The sequence below is a fragment of the Pseudarthrobacter sp. BRE9 genome (assembly GCF_031844305.1).
In the GTDB taxonomy this organism is placed as follows: Bacteria; Actinomycetota; Actinomycetes; order Actinomycetales; family Micrococcaceae; genus Arthrobacter.
The window spans coordinates 654,750-675,736 of record NZ_JAUZUY010000002.1; the positions used below are offsets into that span (position 1 = coordinate 654,750).

At 65.8% G+C, this 20,987-nt stretch carries 19 protein-coding genes and 2 tRNA genes; 9 read left to right on the top strand and 12 right to left on the bottom strand.

The features are described from left to right. Positions 1–91 precede the first annotated feature (91 nt). The gene (locus tag Q9R31_RS07925; protein WP_311262156.1) at positions 92–643 is read right to left on the bottom strand and encodes a single-stranded DNA-binding protein; all 552 of its coding nucleotides are present in this window, start codon (positions 641–643) and stop codon (positions 92–94) included. 206 nt (positions 644–849) lie between these two features. Here Q9R31_RS07925 and Q9R31_RS07930 point away from each other — a divergent pair. Next, a tRNA-Arg gene (locus Q9R31_RS07930) sits at positions 850–925 on the top strand. Positions 926–1,674: 749 nt separating this feature from the next. Here Q9R31_RS07930 and Q9R31_RS07935 read toward each other — a convergent pair. Further along, the gene (locus Q9R31_RS07935; RefSeq protein ID WP_311262157.1) at positions 1,675–2,766 is read right to left on the bottom strand and encodes an acyltransferase; all 1,092 of its coding nucleotides are present in this window, start codon (positions 2,764–2,766) and stop codon (positions 1,675–1,677) included. A gap of 432 nt (positions 2,767–3,198) precedes the next feature. Next, on the bottom strand, positions 3,199–4,425 hold the full coding sequence (locus tag Q9R31_RS07940; protein WP_311262158.1) for an ROK family protein: 1,227 nt from the start codon (positions 4,423–4,425) through the stop codon (positions 3,199–3,201). Between the two features lie 148 nt (positions 4,426–4,573). On the opposite strand from Q9R31_RS07940, the gene xylA reads away from it, so the two are divergent. Further along, entirely contained in the window at positions 4,574–5,761 is a 1,188-nt protein-coding gene (gene xylA / locus Q9R31_RS07945) for a xylose isomerase (RefSeq protein ID WP_311262159.1), read from the top strand. Positions 5,762–5,764: 3 nt separating this feature from the next. Beyond that, positions 5,765–7,198, top strand: a complete 1,434-nt coding sequence (gene xylB / locus Q9R31_RS07950; RefSeq protein ID WP_311262160.1) for a xylulokinase — start codon at positions 5,765–5,767, stop codon at positions 7,196–7,198. 115 nt (positions 7,199–7,313) lie between these two features. Here xylB and Q9R31_RS07955 read toward each other — a convergent pair whose 3' ends face one another. Genes Q9R31_RS07955 through Q9R31_RS07965 form a run of 3 tightly spaced genes read right to left on the bottom strand, consistent with a single transcriptional unit; the run spans position 7,314 to position 10,533 of the window. Beyond that, positions 7,314–8,153, bottom strand: a complete 840-nt coding sequence (locus Q9R31_RS07955) for a sugar phosphate isomerase/epimerase family protein (protein WP_311262161.1) — start codon at positions 8,151–8,153, stop codon at positions 7,314–7,316. Then, positions 8,150–9,364, bottom strand: a complete 1,215-nt coding sequence (locus Q9R31_RS07960; RefSeq protein ID WP_311262162.1) for a dihydrodipicolinate synthase family protein — start codon at positions 9,362–9,364, stop codon at positions 8,150–8,152. Before Q9R31_RS07960 ends, Q9R31_RS07955 begins: the two co-directional genes overlap by 4 nt. Next, positions 9,364–10,533 carry a Gfo/Idh/MocA family oxidoreductase gene (locus tag Q9R31_RS07965; protein WP_311262163.1) on the bottom strand — a complete coding sequence of 390 codons (1,170 nt, stop codon included), beginning with the start codon at positions 10,531–10,533 and terminating at the stop codon, positions 9,364–9,366. Before Q9R31_RS07965 ends, Q9R31_RS07960 begins: the two co-directional genes overlap by 1 nt. Positions 10,534–10,700: 167 nt before the next feature. Between Q9R31_RS07965 and Q9R31_RS07970 the strand changes: the two genes are divergently transcribed. After that, positions 10,701–11,789 carry a LacI family DNA-binding transcriptional regulator gene (locus tag Q9R31_RS07970; RefSeq protein WP_311262164.1) on the top strand — a complete coding sequence of 363 codons (1,089 nt, stop codon included), beginning with the start codon at positions 10,701–10,703 and terminating at the stop codon, positions 11,787–11,789. After that, a complete protein-coding gene (locus tag Q9R31_RS07975; protein ID WP_311262208.1) occupies positions 11,789–12,550 on the top strand; it encodes an alpha/beta hydrolase in 762 nt (253 codons plus the stop codon). Before Q9R31_RS07970 ends, Q9R31_RS07975 begins: the two co-directional genes overlap by 1 nt. Before the next feature lie 17 nt (positions 12,551–12,567). On the opposite strand, the gene Q9R31_RS07980 is transcribed toward Q9R31_RS07975, so the two are convergent. Beyond that, on the bottom strand, positions 12,568–13,482 hold the full coding sequence (locus Q9R31_RS07980; protein WP_311262165.1) for an aldose 1-epimerase family protein: 915 nt from the start codon (positions 13,480–13,482) through the stop codon (positions 12,568–12,570). 82 nt (positions 13,483–13,564) lie between these two features. On the opposite strand from Q9R31_RS07980, the gene Q9R31_RS07985 reads away from it, so the two are divergent. Next, entirely contained in the window at positions 13,565–14,272 is a 708-nt protein-coding gene (locus tag Q9R31_RS07985) for a DNA alkylation repair protein (RefSeq protein ID WP_311262166.1), read from the top strand. A 27-nt stretch (positions 14,273–14,299) separates the two neighbouring features. Here Q9R31_RS07985 and mptB read toward each other — a convergent pair whose 3' ends face one another. After that, positions 14,300–15,856: a polyprenol phosphomannose-dependent alpha 1,6 mannosyltransferase MptB gene (gene mptB, locus Q9R31_RS07990; RefSeq protein ID WP_311262167.1), complete on the bottom strand. Its 1,557-nt coding sequence runs from the start codon at positions 15,854–15,856 to the stop codon at positions 14,300–14,302. Between the two features lie 155 nt (positions 15,857–16,011). On the opposite strand from mptB, the gene orn reads away from it, so the two are divergent. The 3 genes from orn to def all read left to right on the top strand — a co-directional run bounded on the left by orn (position 16,012) and on the right by def (position 17,548). Continuing rightward, on the top strand, positions 16,012–16,641 hold the full coding sequence (gene orn / locus Q9R31_RS07995) for an oligoribonuclease (protein WP_311262168.1): 630 nt from the start codon (positions 16,012–16,014) through the stop codon (positions 16,639–16,641). 130 nt (positions 16,642–16,771) lie between these two features. Further along, positions 16,772–16,844: transfer RNA gene (locus Q9R31_RS08000), tRNA-His, on the top strand. Between the two features lie 131 nt (positions 16,845–16,975). Then, positions 16,976–17,548, top strand: a complete 573-nt coding sequence (def, locus tag Q9R31_RS08005) for a peptide deformylase (RefSeq protein WP_311262169.1) — start codon at positions 16,976–16,978, stop codon at positions 17,546–17,548. A gap of 3 nt (positions 17,549–17,551) precedes the next feature. Here the strand turns inward: def and Q9R31_RS08010 are convergent, their stop codons facing one another. The 4 genes from Q9R31_RS08010 to Q9R31_RS08025 form a co-directional block, all read right to left on the bottom strand. Beyond that, a complete protein-coding gene (locus tag Q9R31_RS08010) occupies positions 17,552–18,349 on the bottom strand; it encodes an HNH endonuclease family protein (protein WP_311262170.1) in 798 nt (265 codons plus the stop codon). 126 nt (positions 18,350–18,475) lie between these two features. Beyond that, positions 18,476–18,685: a hypothetical protein gene (locus Q9R31_RS08015; RefSeq protein WP_311262171.1), complete on the bottom strand. Its 210-nt coding sequence runs from the start codon at positions 18,683–18,685 to the stop codon at positions 18,476–18,478. 75 nt (positions 18,686–18,760) lie between these two features. After that, positions 18,761–20,239, bottom strand: a complete 1,479-nt coding sequence (locus tag Q9R31_RS08020) for a glyceraldehyde-3-phosphate dehydrogenase (protein ID WP_311262172.1) — start codon at positions 20,237–20,239, stop codon at positions 18,761–18,763. 266 nt (positions 20,240–20,505) lie between these two features. Next, on the bottom strand, positions 20,506–20,931 hold the full coding sequence (locus tag Q9R31_RS08025; protein ID WP_397428217.1) for a TspO/MBR family protein: 426 nt from the start codon (positions 20,929–20,931) through the stop codon (positions 20,506–20,508). Positions 20,932–20,987 lie beyond the last annotated feature (56 nt).

Below are 20,987 nucleotides of genomic sequence, written 5' to 3' on the forward strand. Positions count from 1 at the left end.
GTCATCGGCGGGCGGACGGATGACGGCCGGGGGGGTGCCGCCATTCGTCCGTCCGGGACTGGATGGGAACGTTGATACCTGATGCGTGTTCCTAGACTTCGGCGAGTTCCCCCGTTTCCAGGTCAAGGGAAGCGAGGCCGCCGTCGTTGTCCTCGACGACGACGGCGGCGTGCCCGTGGTCTTCGGGGTTTTCGTCTTGCGGGTCCTCGGGCTCGTACGCGACCTGGTCCATCCCGGGAGCATCATCCGGGGCCGGCGGCTGCTCCACGAGGGAGAGCGCAGGCCTGGAAGCCGTGCGGATGAAGTTTGCCGATCCGAAGGTGAGGTCATGCCCCACAGCTTCGGCGTCGATGATGGTGGAGTGGTACACCCGCCCGTCTTTTTCCCAGGTGCGGAGCTTCAGCTTGCCCACCACGATGACCGGCTGGCCTTTCCTGATGCTGCAGCCGAGAGTTCCCGCAAGGTTGCGGTAGCCCTGCACGGTGAACCAGTTGGTGTGCCCGTCACCCCAGGTCCTGGATTCCCGGTCAAAGCGGCGGGTGGTGGAGCCGATGCGGAAGGAAGCTGTTGCCACTCCCCCCGGCGTGGTGGAACTGGTTATCTCCGTGGCCACGAAGCCGCGGATGGTGATCGATTCGCTCATGTCTACGTCCTGTCTGGATGGTGGCGCCTGTAGCAGGCATGACCAGCATCGCGCCGGACGACAGCGGGCAGGAGGTGTGGGTTTTGCTATGTGGACAACGTCTCTGCTGACAGCGGATGTGGAGGAGGAGTGGCCGTTCGATGACACGGCCGGCATCAGGGCAATGTAAACTTTTTGAGGCACCGGCCTGAAGGCCGGAAGCCAACGCCTCAGTAGCTCAGGGGATAGAGCAGCGGCCTTCTAATCCGCCGGTCGGGGGTTCGATTCCCTCCTGGGGCACCACGGAAAGCGGCTCTGACCTGCCGACACACGGGACAGAGCCGCTTCGGTTTCAGCTAATCCAGCGCGTGGCCAATGAATTCACTTCTCCCCCGCCCTCGGGGCCAGGCCTTTCCGCATGTCCTTGATCCTCCCGACCGCTTCTTTCCACTGGTCTTCCCCGCCCCGATTAGGAACGGCAGCCAAGGAAATTTAAGCCAGTCCGTAATGGATTGAACAAGCCGTGCGGCCGGCGTTGGGTGAAGAGTTCGCGGATTCTGCCCAGCCACGGCAGTGGTAGAAAGGGCTTTGCTTTTTTGTTGCCGTAGCTGTACTTCCACCTAAGCACTCCGCAATTCTGCAGTTCATTGAGCCTGCGCCCGAGGTGCCGCGTCCTGCGGAGCCTGTATGGCTTGATGTCGGGCACGGTTTTCTCCAAATGCCTGTGGCAGCGCCGCCATGTCGGGCGCCTCGCGAGTTTTCTGGAGACAGTACCGGCCCGTGACTTGCGCGCTCGAGTTGCCTAACGGGGCGGATGCTGCGGCCGTGCCTCCCGGCCATTGCCAAGAACGTACCCACGGACTTCCGGAACGTGTGCGTTGTGAGTCACTGGATGCGGATGTCGTCCCAGTCGGGCCCACTGCTTCTTGCAGTCCCCGTGTCCCTCAGCGTGCCGATAGACGACGGGAACACCACGTCCCAAGGGTTGGGTTTGCCATGAGCTGCTGCACTTGGCGGCTAACCGCCGACAAGAAATAAGGCGGACCGTGATGTCACCGGACCGGTGGCGTAGCTAGGCGATCCTGTCCGCCCTGCAGCGCCTCCGCGGCAGCCTGGCGCGCCTTCAACCGGAGCGCGGGTTGTTCGATAAATTTGCAACTCGCCCAAGCGAAGGGGATCACAAGGACGGTTGTGACAGCGACGAAAGCCCAGTAAGGCAATGCCTGGCCGGGAAAGGCCAGGGCAAGGCATTGCTGCACAGGCCACGCGTAAATGTACACGCCGTATGAGATGTCATACCTGGACCCGACCGTCTGCAACGGGAGTCTTTGACCAAGCCACAGCATGAGGTAGGCGAACGGCAGATGAGCGAGGGACGTCGCGGCTCCCGCCAAGATGACGGCCAGTAGTAGCCCGAACGCAATCGCCACTGTGTAGTTGTTAAGCCGAACCCGTTGTGCGTAGATAAATAGGAGTGCCCCTGCTGAGAACGAAATGCCCAATGGGAGAGCCCCAGCCAGCATCTGCGGGACGGCGATAACATGCCAGCCGGCTAGCAGCCGGACGGCGGTCATGGCACAAAAGCACACTACGAGGATCGCCCCCAAATGCGTTTTCTTCGCCACGCTGACGAGAACCCCGATCGCGAAGTAACAGAAGAATTCGTATCCGATGGTCCATAGAGCGCCATTCCAGGTGTTCGGGAACACAAGACCGTCTGCAAGGGTGTCGGATATTCCAGGCTGGTTAATGAACGGCAGGTAAAGGGGCAGATTGCGAAGTGCCCACGTAACCGCATCAAGCAGTTCATAACGGCCAGTAGAGCCGAATAGATAAGACAGGGGAGCTATTGCGAAGGCGACTACTAGAAGGCAGACGATATAGCCGGGAAAGATCCTCAACGCTCGTGCCCGGTAGTAGTCACTGACTCGCCTAGCACCCATGCGGCTGCGGGTGATGAGGTACCCCGAGATCCCGAAGAACCCAAACACGGCCCAGCCACCCAAGGTTTCGCCCCCGACCCTCAATTCGTCGCCGTACCCACCAAGCGCCGTTGAGTGCGAGACAATAACAAGCCACGCGAGTAGTAGTCGTAGAGCGTTCAAAGAATTGTGGCGCGGCTGAAATGTTGATTGCAAGGACATGAGACCCCCCGAAAATAGCGCCACCCAGAAGGCGCAATGTTCCTTATCCTACCGACGATAAGACGGGTTAGGTTTTTAGCGATGTATCCCGTGCCGCTGATTCGGAAAGTAAACCTACTGTCTATCGACTTCGTCTGCTGAATGATGGCCTCGGGTTCGCCAATATCGGATACCGACCAAGACGATCGACTGGTACAGGCGACCCGTAACAACTTTCTAAACGCTCGCCGCTCACCACGAGGAAACTCAGAAAATTAGTGGGCATTACCGCATGCTCCAGAGCCTCAGAAGTCAGGAAGTTCCCAAAATTGTGCGGTTAGGGACGCACCTGAAAACCGTCATCCCCTAATCCGCCGGTCGGGGGTTCGATTCCCTCCTGAGGCACCACGGTGGCGGCGCCCCGGCCTTCGGGCCGGGGCGTTTGCGTTGGCGCTACGCGTGCAGCCGGTGCGGCGCTTCCACCAGGGACCGGATGACACTGCCTGCGGCTCCCAGCAGGGCGCCCGACTCGCCCACCGAGGACACTGTCACCTGGCTGGACGAATACTTGCCGGGCGCATACTTCGCCAGGCTTTCCAGCAACGGGGCCCGCAGCCAGGGCTCAAGGACAGCGAAGTGGCCGCCAAGGACCACGGAGTCGATGTTGACGACCCGCGCCGTTGAGGCGAGGGCTATGCCAAGGCAGCGGCCCGCGCCGTCGACGGCGGAAACCGCCCGGGGCTCCCCGGCCTCCAGTGCCTGCAGGAGCAGGGACATCAGCGTGGAACGCGAACCCCCGTCCGGGGCGAGGCCGGCTGCGGTGAAGATGGCATCCTGGCCGGCAACAGTCTCCAGGCAGCCGGTCCCCCCGCATGAACAGTGCCCGCCGTCAGGGTCCACCACGATGTGCCCCACCTCCCCGGCGTGGCCGTGCGGTCCGGTGAACAGCTCGGATCCGATGACAATCCCGCCGCCGACGCCCACCTCGCCGGAGACGAAGAGGAAGTTTGACGCCCCGTCCGGCCGGTGCCGCAGTTCGGCAAGGGCTGCGGCATTGGCTTCGTTGAACAGCTCCACACCCAGGGGAGCTTCGGGCAGCAGTGCGTCAAGGTCGAGGTCCACGTTGACCCAGCCCAGGTTTGGGGCGGTGAGCACCCGCGCCAAGGCAGGGTCGACGAGTCCGGGCACAGCCAGTCCGCCGCCAAGCACCTCGATGCCCTGCTCCCCAACCGTACTCCGGACCCGGGCCGCCAGGGCTGCGAGCGCGGCCAGCACCGGCCCGTCCGGGCGGTTGCGGTTGTCGCGTTCCTGCTCCTCCCGCGCGAGCACAGTTCCGGTGAGGTCCACCACGGCTGCGGAGATGTAGTCGACGTTGATTTCCATACCCAGGACGGCCCGGCTGGGGCTAAGTTCCAGCCCTACACCGGGCCGGCCACGCCCCTGCGGGTTGAGGCCAATCTCCCGGATGATGCCTGCGTCCAGGAGGTCCAGCACCAGGCTGGACACCGATGCCTTGGTAAGGCCGGTGGCGCCGGCCACCTGGGCGCGGCTGGGATGGGCGCCGGGCGGGAACTCGGCGATCGCCCCCAGCACCAGTGCCAGGTTGCTGCGCCGGACATCCCCCACGCTTCCGGGGGCCGCCCCTCCTGGCCCCGCCACTGCAGGCGCCGGCATCACCATCACAAACCTCCACGGTCACACGTGCTCACAATATTTCCGGCTGTTCTCCAACCTGGACCCTTGACCCCACCCTACGTCCGCTCATATAGTTCAGGCAATGAACTAAAGCTTCGCAACCCCGCGGAGCGCACGATCGCAAGGACGCATCATGACTCTCTCGCCCACCCCCGCCGACAAGTTCACTTTTGGCCTCTGGACCGTCGGCTGGACCGGCGCCGATCCGTTCGGCGTCGCCACCCGCTCCCCGCTTGACCCGGTGGAGGCCGTGCACAAGCTCAGTGAGCTCGGCGCCTACGGCATCACGTTCCACGACAACGATCTGGTCCCCTTCGACGCCTCCGCCTCGGAGCGGGACCTGATCCTCAAGAACTTCCGCGCAGCCCTGGCAGAAACCGGGCTGAAAGTCCCCATGGTGACCACCAACCTCTTCAGCCACCCGGTCTTCAAGGACGGCGGCTTCACCTCCAACGACCGCTCGATCCGCCGCTTCGCCCTGTCCAAGGTCCTGCGGAACATTGACCTGGCCGCCGAACTTGGCGCCGAGACTTTTGTCATGTGGGGCGGCCGGGAAGGCAGCGAATACGACGGCTCAAAGGACCTCGCCGCCGCCCTTGACCGCATGAAGGAAGGCGTGGACACTGCCGCCGGCTACATCAAGGACAAGGGCTACAACCTGCGGATTGCCCTCGAGCCCAAGCCGAACGAACCCCGCGGCGACATCTTCCTGCCCACCGTGGGCCACGGCCTGGCCTTCATTGCCCAGCTGGAACACGGCGACATCGTGGGCCTGAACCCCGAAACCGGACACGAGCAGATGGCCGGGCTGAACTTCACCCACGGCATCGCCCAGGCCCTGTGGGCCGGCAAGCTCTTCCACATCGACCTCAACGGCCAGCGCGGCATCAAATACGACCAGGACCTCGTCTTCGGACACGGCGACCTGACCAGCGCATTCTTCACCGTGGACCTCCTCGAGAACGGCTTCCCCGGCGGTGGCCCCACGTACGACGGCCCGCGCCACTTCGACTACAAGCCTTCCCGCACGGACGGCTACGACGGCGTGTGGGAATCGGCCAAGGCCAACATGGCCATGTACCTGCTGCTGAAGGAACGGGCACTGGCCTTCCGCGCCGACCCGCAGGTGCAGGAAGCCCTCAAGGCCTCCGGCGTCTTCGAACTCGGCGAGTCCACCCTCGGCGCGGGCGAAACCACCACCGACCTGCTGGCCGACGCCGCAGCATTCGAAGACTTCGACGCCGACAAGGCAGCCGAACGCTCCTTTGCCTTCGTCCGCCTCAACCAGCTCGCCATCGAACACCTTCTGGGCGCCCGCTAGGCCATGGTGCTCGTCGCAGGCATCGACAGCTCCACCCAGTCCTGCAAGGTGGTGGTCCGCGATGCGGACACTGGAGCACTGGTCCGCCAGGGCCGCGCCACGCACCCTGCCGGCAGCGAAGTTCATCCGGACCATTGGTGGACCGCCCTCCAAAAGGCGGTAGCCGACGCCGGCGGGCTGGATGACGTCAGTGCCGTCTCGGTGGGCGGCCAGCAGCATGGAATGGTCTGCCTGGACAGCGACGGTGCCGTCATCCGCCCGGCGCTGCTGTGGAACGACACCCGCAGCGCCGGGGCGGCCGTGGAGCTCATCAAAAGTGCCGGCGGCGGCGATCCCGCCGCCGGTGCGCAGTATTGGGCGCGCGCCACCGGCACAGTTCCGGTTGCCTCCCTGACGGTGACCAAGCTGCGCTGGTTGGCGGAAAACGAACCGGAGAATGCGGCGAAGGTGGCCGCTGTCTGCCTTCCGCATGACTGGCTGACCTGGCGGCTCGCGGGTTTCGGCCCCGGCAGCGGCGCGCAGGGACTGGCGGCTTTGGCCACGGACCGCTCCGACGCATCAGGGACGGGGTACTACTCGACGGCGGAGGGCAGGTACCTTCCGGACGTCCTGTCCGCGGCGCTCGGCCATGTTCCGGTCGTTCCCAAGGTTCTTGGCCCGCTGGAGGCGGCCGGACGGACCCCGGCAGGCAGCCTTCTGGCCGCGGGTGCCGGGGACAACGCAGCCGCCGCGCTCGGGGCCGGGGCGGGTTTGGGCGACGTCGTGATGTCCCTGGGCACGTCCGGCACCGTTTTTGCCGTCTCGGAGACCCCGGCGGCAGATCCGTCGGGACTGGTGGCGGGGTTTGCCGATGCTGCCGGGCATTACCTGCCGCTGGTCTGCACCTTGAACGCCACGCGCGTTTTCGATGCCACTGCTGGGCTGCTGGGCGTGGACCTGCCGGAGTTCAACCGGCTGGCCCTGGCTGCTGGCCCCGGCGCCGGAGGGCTCACCCTGATCCCTTACTTCGACGGGGAGAGGACACCAAACCTGCCGGACGCCACGGGTTCCCTGCATGGCATCACCCGGGCCAACTACACCCCCGCCAACCTGGCGCGCGCCGCCGTCGAAGGCGTGGTCTGTTCCCTCGCCGACGGCCTGGCCGCACTCCAGGCGCAGGGCGTGTCTGCCCGCCGGATCCTTCTGGTGGGTGGGGGTGCACAGTCCGCAGCCGTACAGGAAGCAGCAGCTGCCCTGCTGGGAACGGCCATCGCGGTGCCACAGCCCGGTGAATATGTCGCCGACGGCGCTGCACGACAGGCAGCGGCGGCACTCACCGGACGTTTCCCCGCATGGGCGGCTGACGCCGTCGACCTTCCGCAGGGGAAGGACGACGGCGGCGTGCTGGCCAGGTACCGGCGGTTCGCCTCGCTGTATACCCAGGACAGCAATAGGTAACAGAGACGGAAAAGGACCCGGACCGGCGGTGGAACATTCACCGCCGGTCCGGGTCCTTCCATGTGGGGCGCAGGCTCCTGCCGTGACGTAGCAGGAGCCCGCGGTCTATCTCAGGTCAGGCGAACGGGAGAACAAGCTCCGCGTAGCGCTCCTTCACTGTGGCCAGGACGGTGTTGCCGTCCGTGTCCCAGATGTCCTGATTGAAGATTTCTACTTCGATATCCCCGGTGTACCCGGCTTCACGCACCCAGGTGCCGATAGTGGCAAAGTCCACCACGCCGTCGCCCATGTAGCCGCGGGACAGCAGCGGATCGGCGGCGATGGGCATGTTGAAGTCGCACACCTGGTAGGAGGCGATGCGGTTTTCCCGGCCCGCGCGCCCGATCTGCGCCTTCAGTTCGGGATCCCACCAGACATGGAAGGTATCGACGGCGATGCCCACGGTGGATGAGTCGAACGGTGCTGCAAGGTCCAGGGCCTGCCCCAGCGTGGAGATCAGGGCACGGTCCGCGGCGTACATCGGGTGCAGCGGCTCCAGGACCAGGCGGACGCCGTGTTCCTCGGCGAAGGGAACGAGGTCCGCGAGGCGGTCTGCCACGCGCTGGCGTGCTGCCACCACGTCCTTCTCCCCCGGCGCCAGGCCGCCCACCACCAGGAACAGTTCCTTGGTGTCCAGCGCAACGGCTTCGAGGATGGCGGCCCGGTTGTCGGCCAGGGCAGCCGCCTGCCCCTCGGCGTCGGGTGCGGTGAGGAACCCGCCGCGGCACAAGGAGGACACCCGGAGTCCGGCGTCCTTGATCAGGCGCGCGGCCTTGTCCAGGCCGGCTTCCTCCACCCGGTCCCGCCAGGGACCGATCGAGGGAATGCCGGCGTTGACGCAGCCCTCAACGACCTGGGCCAGGGTCCACTTCTTGGTGGTGGCGCTGTTGATGGAGAGGCGCGAGAAGTCGTTCATACGCCCACCCCATTGATCCGCAGGTAATCGGACATCCGGAAGGCAGCCAGTGCCGGGTCCCGCAGGAGGCCGGCCTGGTCCGCCAGTTCGAAGGTCTTGGCCAGGTGGCAGACCGAGCGGCCGGAGTGCAGGCCGCCCACCATCTGGAAGCCGGGCTGCTTGCCGTTGAGCCAGGACATAAAAGCGATCCCGGTCTTGTAGTAGAACGTGGGGGCGCTGAAGATGTGCTTGCCCAGTTCCCGGGTGGAATCAAGGATTTCGCGGGCCTTGACGGTGTTGCCGGCGTCATAGTTCTGCAGCGCCACAGAAGCGGCGGGGTAGATCGCCGCGAAGATGCCCAGCAGGGCGTCGGAGTGGTGGTTGCCGTCGCCGTCGATCAGTTCCGGGTAGTTGAAGTCGTCGCCCGTGTAGAGGCGGACGCCTTCGGGAAGGGCGGCGCGGAGGGCAACCTCGTGGCTTGCGTCCAGCAGCGAGACTTTGACGCCGTCCACCTTGGCCGCGTTGTCCCTGATAAGGCCCAGGAATGTTTTGGTGGCCGTTGCGACGTCGTCCGAGCCCCAGTAGCCCGCGAGGGCGGGATCGAACATGGTGCCCAGCCAGTGCAGGATCACCGGCTGGTCCACTTCGTGCAGCAGGGTGGAGTAGACCTTCAGGTAGTCTTCGGGGCCGCGGGCAACCTTGGCCAGGGCGCGCGAGGCCATGATGATGACCTTCGGTCCGGCTTCGGTGATGACGGAGATCTGCTCGCGGTATGCCTCGAGGACGGCCTTCAGTCCTGCTTCGCCGGCGGGCAGGGAGTCGATGTCCAGCTGGTCGGTGCCGGCGCCGCAGGATACGAGGTCGCGGACGGACTTGCCGGCGGTGGCCGGGTTGTTGGCGGAAACCACCGAGGCGGCTTCCACTCCCGTGCGCTTGATGAGTTGCTGGGTCGCCGCCCAGTCCAGGCCCATGCCGCGTTGGGCGGTGTCCATGGCATCCGCGACGCCCAGCCCATAGGACCACAGCTCGTGGCGGTACGCCATCGTGGCGTCCCAGTCCAGCCGGGCAGGGGCACCGGGCGTGTTGTCGGCCAGGACCTCGGGAATGACGTGGGCCGCCGCATAGGCGCGCCGTGCAGTCAGGGGCGCCGCGGGCCGGGCCCAGGAGGTGCCGCCCTGCAGGCGGTATTCCCGGGTGCCGCCGTCGTGGGAGGGAAGGATGAGTGAGGTCATTAGAGGGTGATCTCCGGGATGTCGATGGTGCGGCGTTCGTCGCTGGACTGCAGGCCAAGCTCGGCGAGCTGGACGCCGCGGGCGGCGGAGAGCAGGCCGAAGCGGTGCTCGCGGCCGGCCACGACGTCACGGAGGAATTCTTCCCACTGCAGCTTGAAGCCGTTGTCCAGCTCAGCATTGGCCGGAACTTCCTGCCACTGGTCGCGGAAGGACTCCGTGACGGGCAGGTCCGGGTTCCAGACGGGCTTGGGGGTGTGGGCGCGCTGCTGGGCGACGCACTTGTTCAGTCCGGCGACGGCGGAACCGTGGGTGCCGTCCACCTGGAATTCCACGAGTTCGTCGCGGTAGACGCGGACGGCCCAGGACGAGTTGATCTGGCCAACGACGTCGCCTCCACCCGGAGTCTCGAGTTCGAAGATGCCGTAGGAGGCGTCGTCTGCGGTGGCCTTGTATTCCTTGCCTGCTTCATCCCAGCGGGCGGGGATGTGCGTTGCAGTCTTGGCGTTGACGCTCTTGACCTTGCCGATGATGCCTTCGAGCACGTAGTTCCAGTGGCAGAACATGTCCGTGGTCATTCCGCCGCCGTCTTCCTTGCGGTAGTTCCAGGACGGACGCTGGGCTGCCTGGATGTCGCCTTCGAAGACCCAGTAGCCGAATTCGCCGCGGATGGAGAGGATGCGGCCGAAGAAGCCTTCGTCCACCAGGCGGCGGAGCTTGACCAGGCCCGGCAGGTAGAGCTTGTCGTGGACAACGCCGGCGGTGACGCCGGCCTCCTTGCCGATCCGGGCCAGCTCAATGGCTTCCTCAAGCGTTTCGGCCGTGGGCTTCTCGGTGAAGATGTGCTTGCCGGCCTGCATTGCCTTCTTCAGGGTGGCGGCGCGGAGGCTGGTCATGGAGGCGTCGAAAACGACGTCGACAGTGGGGTCGTTGATCACGGCGTCCAGGTCGGTGGTCCATTCAGAGACCTTGTGCTTTTCCGCCAGCTCGCGGATCTTGGCCTCATTGCGGCCCACCAGGATGGGTTCAACCTGGACCCGGGTGCCGTCCTCGAGGGTGAAGCCGCCGGCATCGCGGATGGGCAGGATGGAGCGCAGCAGGTGCTGGCGGTAGCCCATCCGGCCGGTAATGCCATTCATGGCGATGCGGATTGTTTTGGTTTCGAAGCCCATGTGTCCTCCACGGTGAGTGAGCAATGTACTCAAGCTGATTGGGAAAGCGCGTTCCCACTGCTTCAATGATGCACGGCGGGCTTTCAGTTGGCAAGCGCTTTCCGGAACTGGTTCGAACTGCCATAATGTGCTTAGCCTTTGAGCCCGTACGACGACCAGGAGATGCAGTGGCTGCAAGTACCCTTACCGAGGTGGCCCGCCTGGCCGGCGTCTCGCCCGCCACCGCTTCCCGCGTGCTGAACGGCTCGGCCCGTAAACCGGGCAAGGACATCGCCGACCGCGTGCGGCAGGCAGCGGATTCGCTGGGCTACATCCCCAACGCCCAGGCACAGGGCCTGGCAAAGTCCAGCTCCGGCCTGATCGGCCTGATCGTGCATGACATCGCGGACCCGTATTTCGCGGCGATCGCCAGGGGGGTTCAGGATGCCGCCCGTGAACAACACAAAATGGTACTGCTGGCCACCACCGGCGGCGGCCCGGCCGAAGAGAAGGAAGCGGTGGCCGCCTTTGCGGCGCGCCGCGCGGACTCCATCGTGATCGCCGGCTCCCGCTCCTGCCGTGATGAGGACCGGGACGGCAACGCCGAGCTGGCCGCCGAACTTGACCGGTACTGCCGCAACGGCGGCCGGGTTGCCGTGGTGGGGCATCCGGTGGTGGGTGCCACCGCACCGGAGGGGTACCACGTGGTGAAAGTCCCCAACCAGGAACTTGCCGGGCAGCTCGCCACGGGGCTTGCGGAGGGCTGGGACGGTGACTTCGTCATTGTCGGCGGCCCTGAGGGGCTCCTGACGTCCGATGACCGGGTCCGTGGCTTCCAAGAAGGGCTGGAGCGCGCCGGGCGCCGGCCGGCGGATGTGATCCGCACAGCATTCAACCGGTCCGGTGGATATGAAGCCGGGCTCCAGCTGGCCGCCAGGATCCGGGCAGCCGGTGCCGGGGACGCGGCACCACCCAGGCTGTGTATTTTTGCCGTCAACGATGTGATGGCTATTGGTACCGCGGCGGCACTGCGATCCGAGGGCCTCCGGATCCCCAGGGATGCGGCCATTGCCGGCTTTGATGACATTGAAACCCTCCGCGATTTCCGGCCTGCGCTGTCCACGGTCCGACTGCCCCTGGAGGACATCGGGCGCATAGCCACCCGGTCCACCGGCGGAAAGCCGGCCGGCGACGACGGCGGCGAGGCGGAAGGCGCCGCTCCGGATGACATCACCGGCGAAGTCACCCTGCGGCGCAGCACGGAAGCGGCAGCGTGATGGCACCGCGTGGGCTGACAGCGGTCCGCGCCCGTCCGGAAGCCGGAGGCGCACGTCCTGCCATCCTGGTCCTGCCGGGCGGGGGCTACGCCCGCCAGGCCGACCATGAAGCGGAGCCGGTGGCAGAATGGCTTGCCTCGCTGGGAATCCATGCCTTTGTGCTCCGCTACCGGGTGGCCCCTGACCGGCACCCGGGCCCCTTGGAGGACGCCAAGGAAGCAATGCTCCACATCCGGAACGGGCAGCACGGGCTCGCCGTGGACATGGACCGCGTTGGTGTCCTGGGGTTCTCCGCCGGTGGGCACCTCGCCGTCACCCTGAGCACGGCAGCGGCCACGGGGAACCAGGACCTCGACATTCCCGCGGCCGTGCCGGACCTTTCGGTACTGTGCTACCCCGTGGCGTCGCTGACCCACGAAACCCATCAGGGATCGGTGGCCAACCTCCTTGGCGACGCGCCGCCGTCGGCCCTCCTCACCGCACTCTCGGCTGAGTTGAACGTCACGCCCCGCACACCGCCCGCGTTCTTGTGGCACACGGCGGACGACGAAGCAGTCCCCGTCAGCAACAGCCTCAACTACGCCAAGGCACTGATTGCCGCAGGAGTTCCAGCCGAACTCCACGTCTTCCCGGAGGGAAGGCACGGGTTGGGACTTGCGGCCGGCAAACCGGGGCCCGGCCAGTGGACGTCACTGTGCGCAGCGTGGCTGGAACGTGCCGGGTGGGCCACCTCCCCTGCTGAATCAGCAGCGGGTAACTGAACAGGACCGCGGCCGGGCTATCCGGGCTGCTGGGTCAGCGCCCGGATGGTCCAGCCCGCCGAATGGGACGCGCCCGGCTGCAGGTGCACAAGGTCAGTGCCGGAATGCAGGGCATCCGGGGGGCACGTCATAGGCTCGACGGCCAGGCCGAGACGGTCCGGGCCCACGGGCTTGTCCCCGGTGTGCACCTGGACCCAGGGCCACTCCGCTCCCCACTCCAGCTCCACTCCCGTTCCCGTTGGGTCCAGCACCCGAACCCGCGCGAGGCCGGCACCTTCCCGCGGGATATCCGTAAATGCGTGGTCGATCTTCACCTCTCCCAGCCGGCGGGGCGAGCGGAAGTCAAAGTCTCCCCCGGCCACCTGGCGCATGCCCACGGGGAGCAGCCGGTCCGGGGTGACCTCGAGATAGGCATCGGCCGGAAGCTCCAGGGACCAGTCATCCAGCGGGGACGGACCGGCCACGAGGTAGGGATGCGGGCACACCCCGTACGGCGCGGCAACGGAGCCGTTGTTGACCGCCCGGACGGTACCCCGGAGCCCGTCGTCGGAAAGCGAGTAGGTAACGGTGAGCTCCAGCTCGCCCGGATAACCCGGCCCGGACGGAATGCGGCAGCCCAGGACTGCCCGCTCCGCGGACGCCTCCAGCACTTCCCACGGCTGGTGGATGGCCAGGCCGTGCAGCGCGGCGCCACGTTCGGGTTCGTTAACGGCGGCGGCGTAGGGCTTGCCGGCGTAGGTGTAGGTGCCGTCCGCCAGGCGGTTGGGCCAGGGCGTGCAGATGACGCCCCGGTAGTCGGGAACATCACCTTCGGGCCCAAAGCCCACCACGAGGTCCCGGTTCCCGTGGCGCAGTTCGCGCAATGCCCCGCCCCGGCGGGTAACGACGGCGGAGTAGGGTCCGTGGGCCAGGTGGACGTCGGTTCCAGGCATGGATTCCCCCAGGTTCAGCGAGTGTGTTAGCGCTCACTAGCGTACCGCACATGCACCTGCGGCTTGTGGCTAAAGTTGCCGCATGGACACGGACGCGGACCAGGACCTCATAGAAGCCGTCAAGGCTGCCCTCCGGGAACTCGCCAATCCGGAGCGTGCCGCCGGCGCCCAGGCCTACATGAAGTCCGGGATCCCCTCCCTGGGCGTCCGGGTTCCGGACGTGCGGCGCATCGCTTCCCGGGCCGCGGCAGGGTTCCCGCCCGCTTCCGCCGGCCAACTGCGCGCCACGGTGCTGGAACTGTGGCGCACCTCCTCGTTCCGGGAAGAGCGGTATGCGGCCATAGACCTGACCGGAATCCGGCTGGTGGCCCGCGATCTGGACATGCTGCCCGTCTACGAGGAGATCATCCGCACCGGCGCATGGTGGGACCTGGTGGACGGCGTGTCCGGGCGGATCTGCGCCCTGCTGCAAGCGCACCCGGTCGCGATGTCAGCAACGCTCCGGCAGTGGAGCCGGGATCCGGACCTTTGGGTCCGCAGGGCCGCCATCACCTCCCAGCTGTGCGCGAAGAAAGCCACGGACACCGCATTGCTCGCCGCCGTCATCGAGCCGAACCTGCCCGACCGGGAGTTCTTCATCCGGAAGGCCATCGGCTGGGCCCTGCGTGAATACGCGAAGACGGCGCCCGGGTGGGTGGAAGCCTTCGTCGCAGTTCACCCCGACGCCATGAGCCCGTTGTCACGCAGGGAGGCCTTGCGGAGGATCGCCTCCCTGCCGGCGGCGCCGTAGGGGCGCCCGCCCAGTGAGCGGGTACGGCTAGATCACGGGACGTTCGACGACGGGCTCGTGCGTTTTGCGGAACAGCCGGCGGGTGCCCGGGTCCCAGAAAATCAGGTACAGGGCGAACAGGAGGGCCGTCAGCGCCGCCGCGATCCGGGCCAGGGCAAGGGCGAAGCCCAGATCCTGGGTCTGCAGATAGGGGAAGACGTCCAGTTGGTCCGAAATGGCGTAGATCATGAAGAAGGACACCACGAAGTACAGGGCCTTGACCTGCCAGTCGTTGCGGATCCCGGTCACGGCAAAGAGCGGGATCAGCCAGACGACGTACCAGGACTGGATGATGGGGGCCAGCAGCACCACGGCGGCGAAGCCGAGGGCCAGCCGGCGCATCAGCCGGTCATAGTCCCCTTTGAAGATCTGCCAGGCGACGATGCCCACGGCAAGCAGCTTCCCGGCGTCGTACACCCAGCCTGCTGGCACGGACCCGTCCAGTCCGAACGCGTTGGCCAGCGATCCCACCACCATCCCGATCAATCCCACCGGTGCATACCAGATGGAGATGCTGCCCGGCGCGGACAGGCCGTTGATCCAGCCGAAGCCGAACCCGTTGACCAGGCTCATTGCGGTCAGGAGCGCCAGGCTGATGCCGGCCGTCAGGGCCCAGAAGGCAGCCTTCCGCAGCCAGCCCGCGTTCTTTCCTGCCCACAGGAGTCCGATGAACGGCAGGAAGACGATGGTGATGGGCTTGACGGCGATGGACAGGGTCACCAGGAGGATTCCCCGGATCTCCCGCCGGGTGGCGGAGTAGTACAGTCCCGCCAGGGCCAGCCCGATCATCAGCGAGTCGTTGTGCACGCTGGCGATGAAGTTGGTCAGGAACAGCGGATTCGCCACGGTCAGCCACAGGGCCCTGTGCGGGTTGACCCCATGCAGTTCCGCCAGCCGGGGCACGTAGATGACGCACAGCACCACGCCGGCGAGTGCCACCAGCCGGAACAGCATGACGCAGACCTCCGGCTGGACATTGGTGGTCCAAACCACGAACTGCTCGATCCACAGGAACAGCTGCCCGTAGGGAACCGGGGCTTCAGTCCACATCTTGTCTGCGCCCAGCTGGAAGTAGTTGGACAGGGCGGAGATGCCGTTCTCGTAGGGGTTGAAGCCCTCCACCATCAGGCGCCCCTGCCCGATGTAGGCGTAAACGTCCCGGCTGAAGAGCGGCACGCTGAACATCATGGGAAGCCCCCACGCCGCCACCGCGGCCAAGGTGGCCCGCCGCGCCTGCGGTCCCCACACGCGGACCTTCTGGCCGAGCCGCAGCCACGCGCGCACCAGCAGCATGCCCCCGGCAGCCACCAGGACAATGGACAGGGCCACGCCGGGCGCTTCGGTGCGCATCCAGATGAACAGGGGCATTCGGCGCAGTTCCGAGACAGGGGCCAGCCAGCCCACGCCGAAGGATCCAACGAGCATGAACATGGACCCCAGGAAACCGGCAAGCAGGGGTGAGCGTGGATTGTCCACCTCGGCACTTCCTGCTCCGGCAATGCCGGCCGCCGCCATCTCCCCCGTTGCGGGCACAGGCGCCGTCATCTCAGGATTGTCCAATCTTCTTGCGTTTCCGCTGTTTTCCCGGCGGGCCGGGCGGGCCGGCCGGGACATCGTCCAGGGGCGGAAGGGCGACCCGCCGCGTACCCGAAATCCTAGCATCGGCAGGGCGCCCGGGAGCGTAACGGTAGGCTGGTCCGGTGCCTATATCTAACGAACGAATCGTCTGGATCGACTGCGAAATGACCGGTCTGGACATCAAGAACGACGCCCTCATCGAGGTGGCAGCCCTGGTCACCGATTCGGAACTGAACATCCTGGGCGACGGCGTTGATGTGGTCATCAAGCCTGACGACGCCGCCGTGGCCCAGATGTCCGACTTCGTCCGGGACATGCACACCAAATCGGGGCTGCTGGCGGAACTTCCGCATGGCAGGACGATGGCGGAGGCCGAGGCCGCGGTGATGGAATACATCTCCGCCTGGGTTCCGGATCCGCGCAAGGCACCCCTGGGCGGAAACTCGGTGGGGACGGACCGCGTGTTCCTGTCCCGGGACATGCCTGCCGTGGTGGAACACCTCCACTACCGGGTCATCGACGTCAGCACCATCAAGGAATTATCACGCCGCTGGTACGCGCGTGCCTACTTCCAGTCACCGGCCAAGAAGGGCGGGCACCGCGCGCTCGGGGATATCAAGGATTCCATCGATGAGCTGCGGTACTACCGTGAAGCCGTGTTCGTGCCCGCGCCCGGACCCGACAGCGCAACGGCCCAGAAGATCGCCCGGGGCATCACTACAAGCGGAGCTGCCGGGCAGCCGGCGGAGTAATCTGCGCCACGTTTGGATGAAATTTCGATTCAAATCGCTGAAAGTGGACAAAGCACTCCTTCCGAGCAGGTAAGCTATTTGAGTTGCGTTTCCAGGGAGCCGGTAAAGCGGATTTCCCTTGATGCACATGGTGGGCGTAGCTCAGTTGGCAGAGCGCCTGGTTGTGGTCCAGGAGGTCGCGGGTTCAACCCCCGTCGCTCACCCTCACGGGGCGGCACATGCAGCCGTCAACAAAGGAGGCCGCACCGGATATCCGGTGCGGCCTCCTTTGTTGTGCCCCACCGGGTACGCGCAGGAAAACCGGGGACACCGCGAAAGCCGAAGGACAACTGATATGACCGTTCTGCCAATCACCATCTGGGGCGAGCCCGTCCTGCACCGGCGCGCGGCCGAGGTGGAGGTTTTCGACGACGAACTGCGCGCGCTCATTGCCGACATGTTCGAAACCAATGAGGCTGCACATGGCGTGGGCCTCGCCGCCCCCCAGATCGGCGTGGGCAAGAGGATCTTCGTCTACAAGTACGCCAACGACGATGGCGCTCCCCCAAGCGGGGTGCTGGTGAATCCCGTCCTGACCCTCTCCAAGGTCTCCGGCGCGGCTCCCGACCCGGACGAGGAGGAAGAGGGCTGCCTTTCCTTCCCCGGCGAGCAGTATCCGCTCAAGCGGGCCGAGTGGGCGCGGGTCGAAGGGTTTGATGGCTTTGGGAACCCGGTGAAGTTTGAGGCAACGGGCTGGTTCGCCCGGGTGATCCAGCACGAATACGACCATCTGGACGGCAAACTGTACGTTAACCGGCTGATTGACCGCTACGCCCGCAAGGCAAAGAAGCAGGCCAAGAAAAACGGCTGGGGCGTGCCGGGGCTGACGTGGATGCCCGGCGTGGACCCGGACCCGTTCGGTCACTGACCATCAGCGGGCAGTGATGGTTTCCTGTCCGGGGCAGGAGCCAAGGACCCGCCTCATGGCGTCCTTCTCGGCCGCCGTAACCCACAGCCCGTAGGCGGCCTTTACCGAGATCTGGCGGGCCACGTAATGGCAGCGCAGCGCGGTGTTTTTCGGCAGCCACGTGGCGGCATCTCCCGCGCTCTTCTGCTGGTTCGCGGCGCCGTCGGCCGCGATGAGGTTCAGGGGGTCGTTGGCCAGGCTCTGGCGTTCCTTGGGCCCCAGACCCTGCGCCCCCTTCTGCCAGGCGTCACCCAGTGCCACCACATGGTCGATCTGGACGGCACGGCTGCTGTCGGAACCCCGGCGGAAGTCCATGTCCTGGCCCGTATAGGGTTCCCGGAAGTGCCCGGCGGCTACCGTGCAGGTGGAGCCTTCGGCGAACACTACGCCGGCGAGGTCCCTGCGGAGGATGTCATTGCGGGTATCGCAGCCGTTCCTGTCAACATCCTGCCACGCCTGGCCGAAGGCCTCGCGGCTGTAGCCGGTGTTCGGCGCCCGGCCCTTCACAGCGAGCCCGTCGAGTGCCGAGAGGGCGCTGCCCGCCGGCACCGGGTTAGGTTCCTGGACCGGTTTCATCCAGGCGGCGTTGAACACCGGCGCCTCGCTCGGGCCGTCCGGCGCCGGCCCGGCTGCCGCAAACTGTCCGGCGGTGAAGAACCAGAACAGGGCGGCGACGATGCATACAGCGGCCGTCGTGAGCAGCGCCCACGCCTGCCGGGAACGGCGGCGTGCGCGGCGGTAGGCAGACCAGCTGACGGTCACGGCGCTGACGCCGGAAGGGGAAAATCAGGCACCCCAAGAGCCTAGGACAAAGGGTGGGCCCGGCCGCTGATATCCACACTGTTGAGGACGAGTGATGGCTCACACGGCCGTACGGCCGCTGCTGGGCTACTGCTCCCTGGTGACCCTCCGAAGGTCTTCCTCGGCGATGGCCAGCAGGCCCTCGAGCTGGCGCACCCGGTCATCGCTGACATCCCCGGTCTTATGTCCGGCGCGGGCACGTTCGAGCAGCCGCACTGCTTCCTTATGGTTGGCCTTGGCCACGTCCAGGGCATGTTCGAGGGTGGTGTCGTGCTGAAGTGTCGATTCGTTGTCCATGCCACCAGTGTGGTCCCGTTTCCCGGCTGATTCCAGAGAACCAGCCGGGAATTCGCAGGACGAGCCCTGATTTGGTCAGACGGCGATGGCGGCCAGGGCGGCGGCGCTTTCCTTGGCCGGGAACGACGGCGGGTTCACGCCGGCCATTTCCTCCATGACGCGCACCACCTGGCAGCTGTAGCCGAATTCGTTGTCATACCAGACGTAGAGGACCAGGTTCTTGTCGGTGGAAACCGTGGCGAGTCCGTCGACGATGCCGGCGCGGCGTGAGCCGACGAAGTCGGTGGAGACAACTTCCGGTGAGTCGATGTAGTCGATCTGCTTGCGGAGGTCCGAGTGCAGCGACATTTCACGCAGGTAGTTGTTGACCTCGTCCTTGGTGGTGCCGTTTTCCAGGCTGAGGTTCAGGATGGCCAGCGATACGTCCGGGGTGGGGACGCGGATGGAGCTGCCGGTCAGCTTTCCGAGCAGTTCAGGCAGGGCTTTCGCCACTGCCTTGGCGGCACCGGTTTCGGTGATGACCATGTTCAGGGCTGCGGAGCGGCCGCGGCGGTCGCCCTTGTGGAAGTTGTCGATCAGGTTCTGGTCGTTGGTGAAGGAGTGGACGGTTTCCACGTGCCCGTGCACCACGCCGAACTTGTCGTTGATGGCCTTCAGCACAGGGGTGATGGCGTTGGTGGTGCAGGACGCTGCGGAGACGATCCGGTCCGAATCGGCAATGTCCTTGTGATTGATGCCGTGGACGATGTTCTTCAGGTCGCCCTTGCCGGGTGCGGTCAGGAGGACCCGTGCCACGCCTTTGCTCTGCAGGTGCTGGGAGAGTCCTTCGGCGTCGCGCCAGCGGCCGGTGTTGTCCACCACCAGGGCGTTGTTGATGCCGTAGGCGGTGTAGTCGATGGTGGCGGGGTCGTTCGAGTAGATGACCTGGATCTGCACTCCGTTGGCGGTAATGGTGTTGGCGTCCTCGTCGATCCGGATGGTGCCCTCGAAGGACCCGTGGACGGAGTCGCGGCGCAGCAGGCTGGCGCGCTTGGAGAGGTCGTTGTCCGAGCCGCGGCGAACCACGATGGCGCGCAGGCGCAGTCCGTGGCCGCCACCGGCCTTTTCGATCAGGAGGCGTGCCAGGAGGCGGCCGATGCGGCCAAATCCGTAGAGTACGACGTCGGTGCTGGTGCGGTCATCGCCGCCCCGCTTGCCCACGATCTCGGCGAGCTCGGCGCGGAGGAATTCCTCCAGGGTGGCGCCGTTGCCTTCTTCCTTGAACTTCTGGTTCAGGCGGGCAATGTCGATCGCGGCAGCGCCTAGTTCGAGTCCGGCCAGGGTGTTCAGCAGGGGCGCCGTGTCCTCCAGGAGCAGTTCGTCCTTGCTCATCCGGCGCGCAAAGCGGTGCGCCTTGAGGATGTTCATCGTGGACTTGTTGATCAGGCTCCGGCCGTGGATGCTGGTCACCACGTTGTTTTCGCGGTACAGCCTGCCGATCACCGGGATCATGGCCTCGGCGAGGGCCTCCCGGCCCATCCACGTATCAAGACAAGAATCAGACGTCTGGCTCACAGAAATACCTTCCTCGGTTCAGCCGTGTACGTCCTCGTACACAGATGTAGGCCACCTGATGATGTCCAGGGGCACCGGCGCCTGCAGGGATGGCCCCCAGGCGCCTGGATCGCGTGTAAAGAAAAACCGCCGGTTGCGAACGCAACTTTCGGCGGTAGAACTCCTGCGTCCGTGATCCATTCTAATTTGGTCCGCTGCAGGGAACACGCTTGCGCTGCGTGAAATCACTCACACGGCCCCGAACGCGGCGCCTGATATGCCCGGTTTCAGTTGTGGACAGCCGAATAGAGGTTCAGGCTCGAGGAAAAGACCACCCAGGAAAAGTACGGCAACATCAGGAAGCCGGCAGCGGCGTCCACCGGCCCGAACCGTAGGATCAGGTACGCCAGGATTGCTGCGAGTGCGCAGATGACCAGGAATGCGGTCCAGAGGGCCACGGAACCGAGCATCGGGTACAGGGCAAAGAACACAAACGGCCAGGCCAGGTTCAGCAGGAGTTGGAATCCGTAGGACCGGCGGAGACGGCCGGCCATGGCTCCCTTGCGCCACACCAGCCATCCGGAAAGGCCGCTGAAGGCATACAGCCCAATCCACACGGTACGGAACATCCACCCGGCAGGCATCCATGGCGCCCTTGCCGAACTGGCGAACCAGCCGTTTGAGTGCAGGATGATCGGGACGGAGGCCAACATGCACACGGCATAGGAAACGGCCAGGAACCCGGCCAGTGCCAACGCTTGCCTGCCGG

What these genes read in the sequence shown, in the direction of transcription:
- Q9R31_RS07940 (WP_311262158.1), bottom strand. Translation starts at nt 4,425, where the DNA reads ATGGTGATGCCGGCGCCTGCAGTGGCGGGGCCAGGAGGGGCGGCCCCC.
- Q9R31_RS07960 (WP_311262162.1), bottom strand. Translation starts at nt 9,364, where the DNA reads ATGACCTCACTCATCCTTCCCTCCCACGACGGCGGCACCCGGGAATAC.
- xylA (WP_311262159.1), top strand. Translation starts at nt 4,574, where the DNA reads ATGACTCTCTCGCCCACCCCCGCCGACAAGTTCACTTTTGGCCTCTGG.
- xylB (WP_311262160.1), top strand. Translation starts at nt 5,765, where the DNA reads ATGGTGCTCGTCGCAGGCATCGACAGCTCCACCCAGTCCTGCAAGGTG.
- Q9R31_RS07965 (WP_311262163.1), bottom strand. Translation starts at nt 10,533, where the DNA reads ATGGGCTTCGAAACCAAAACAATCCGCATCGCCATGAATGGCATTACC.
- Q9R31_RS07985 (WP_311262166.1), top strand. Translation starts at nt 13,565, where the DNA reads ATGGACACGGACGCGGACCAGGACCTCATAGAAGCCGTCAAGGCTGCC.
- def (WP_311262169.1), top strand. Translation starts at nt 16,976, where the DNA reads ATGACCGTTCTGCCAATCACCATCTGGGGCGAGCCCGTCCTGCACCGG.
- mptB (WP_311262167.1), bottom strand. Translation starts at nt 15,856, where the DNA reads ATGACGGCGCCTGTGCCCGCAACGGGGGAGATGGCGGCGGCCGGCATT.
- Q9R31_RS08015 (WP_311262171.1), bottom strand. Translation starts at nt 18,685, where the DNA reads ATGGACAACGAATCGACACTTCAGCACGACACCACCCTCGAACATGCC.
- Q9R31_RS07935 (WP_311262157.1), bottom strand. Translation starts at nt 2,766, where the DNA reads ATGTCCTTGCAATCAACATTTCAGCCGCGCCACAATTCTTTGAACGCT.
- Q9R31_RS07925 (WP_311262156.1), bottom strand. Translation starts at nt 643, where the DNA reads ATGAGCGAATCGATCACCATCCGCGGCTTCGTGGCCACGGAGATAACC.
- Q9R31_RS07980 (WP_311262165.1), bottom strand. Translation starts at nt 13,482, where the DNA reads ATGCCTGGAACCGACGTCCACCTGGCCCACGGACCCTACTCCGCCGTC.
- Q9R31_RS08025 (WP_397428217.1), bottom strand. Translation starts at nt 20,931, where the DNA reads ATGTTGGCCTCCGTCCCGATCATCCTGCACTCAAACGGCTGGTTCGCC.
- Q9R31_RS07975 (WP_311262208.1), top strand. Translation starts at nt 11,789, where the DNA reads ATGGCACCGCGTGGGCTGACAGCGGTCCGCGCCCGTCCGGAAGCCGGA.
- Q9R31_RS07955 (WP_311262161.1), bottom strand. Translation starts at nt 8,153, where the DNA reads ATGAACGACTTCTCGCGCCTCTCCATCAACAGCGCCACCACCAAGAAG.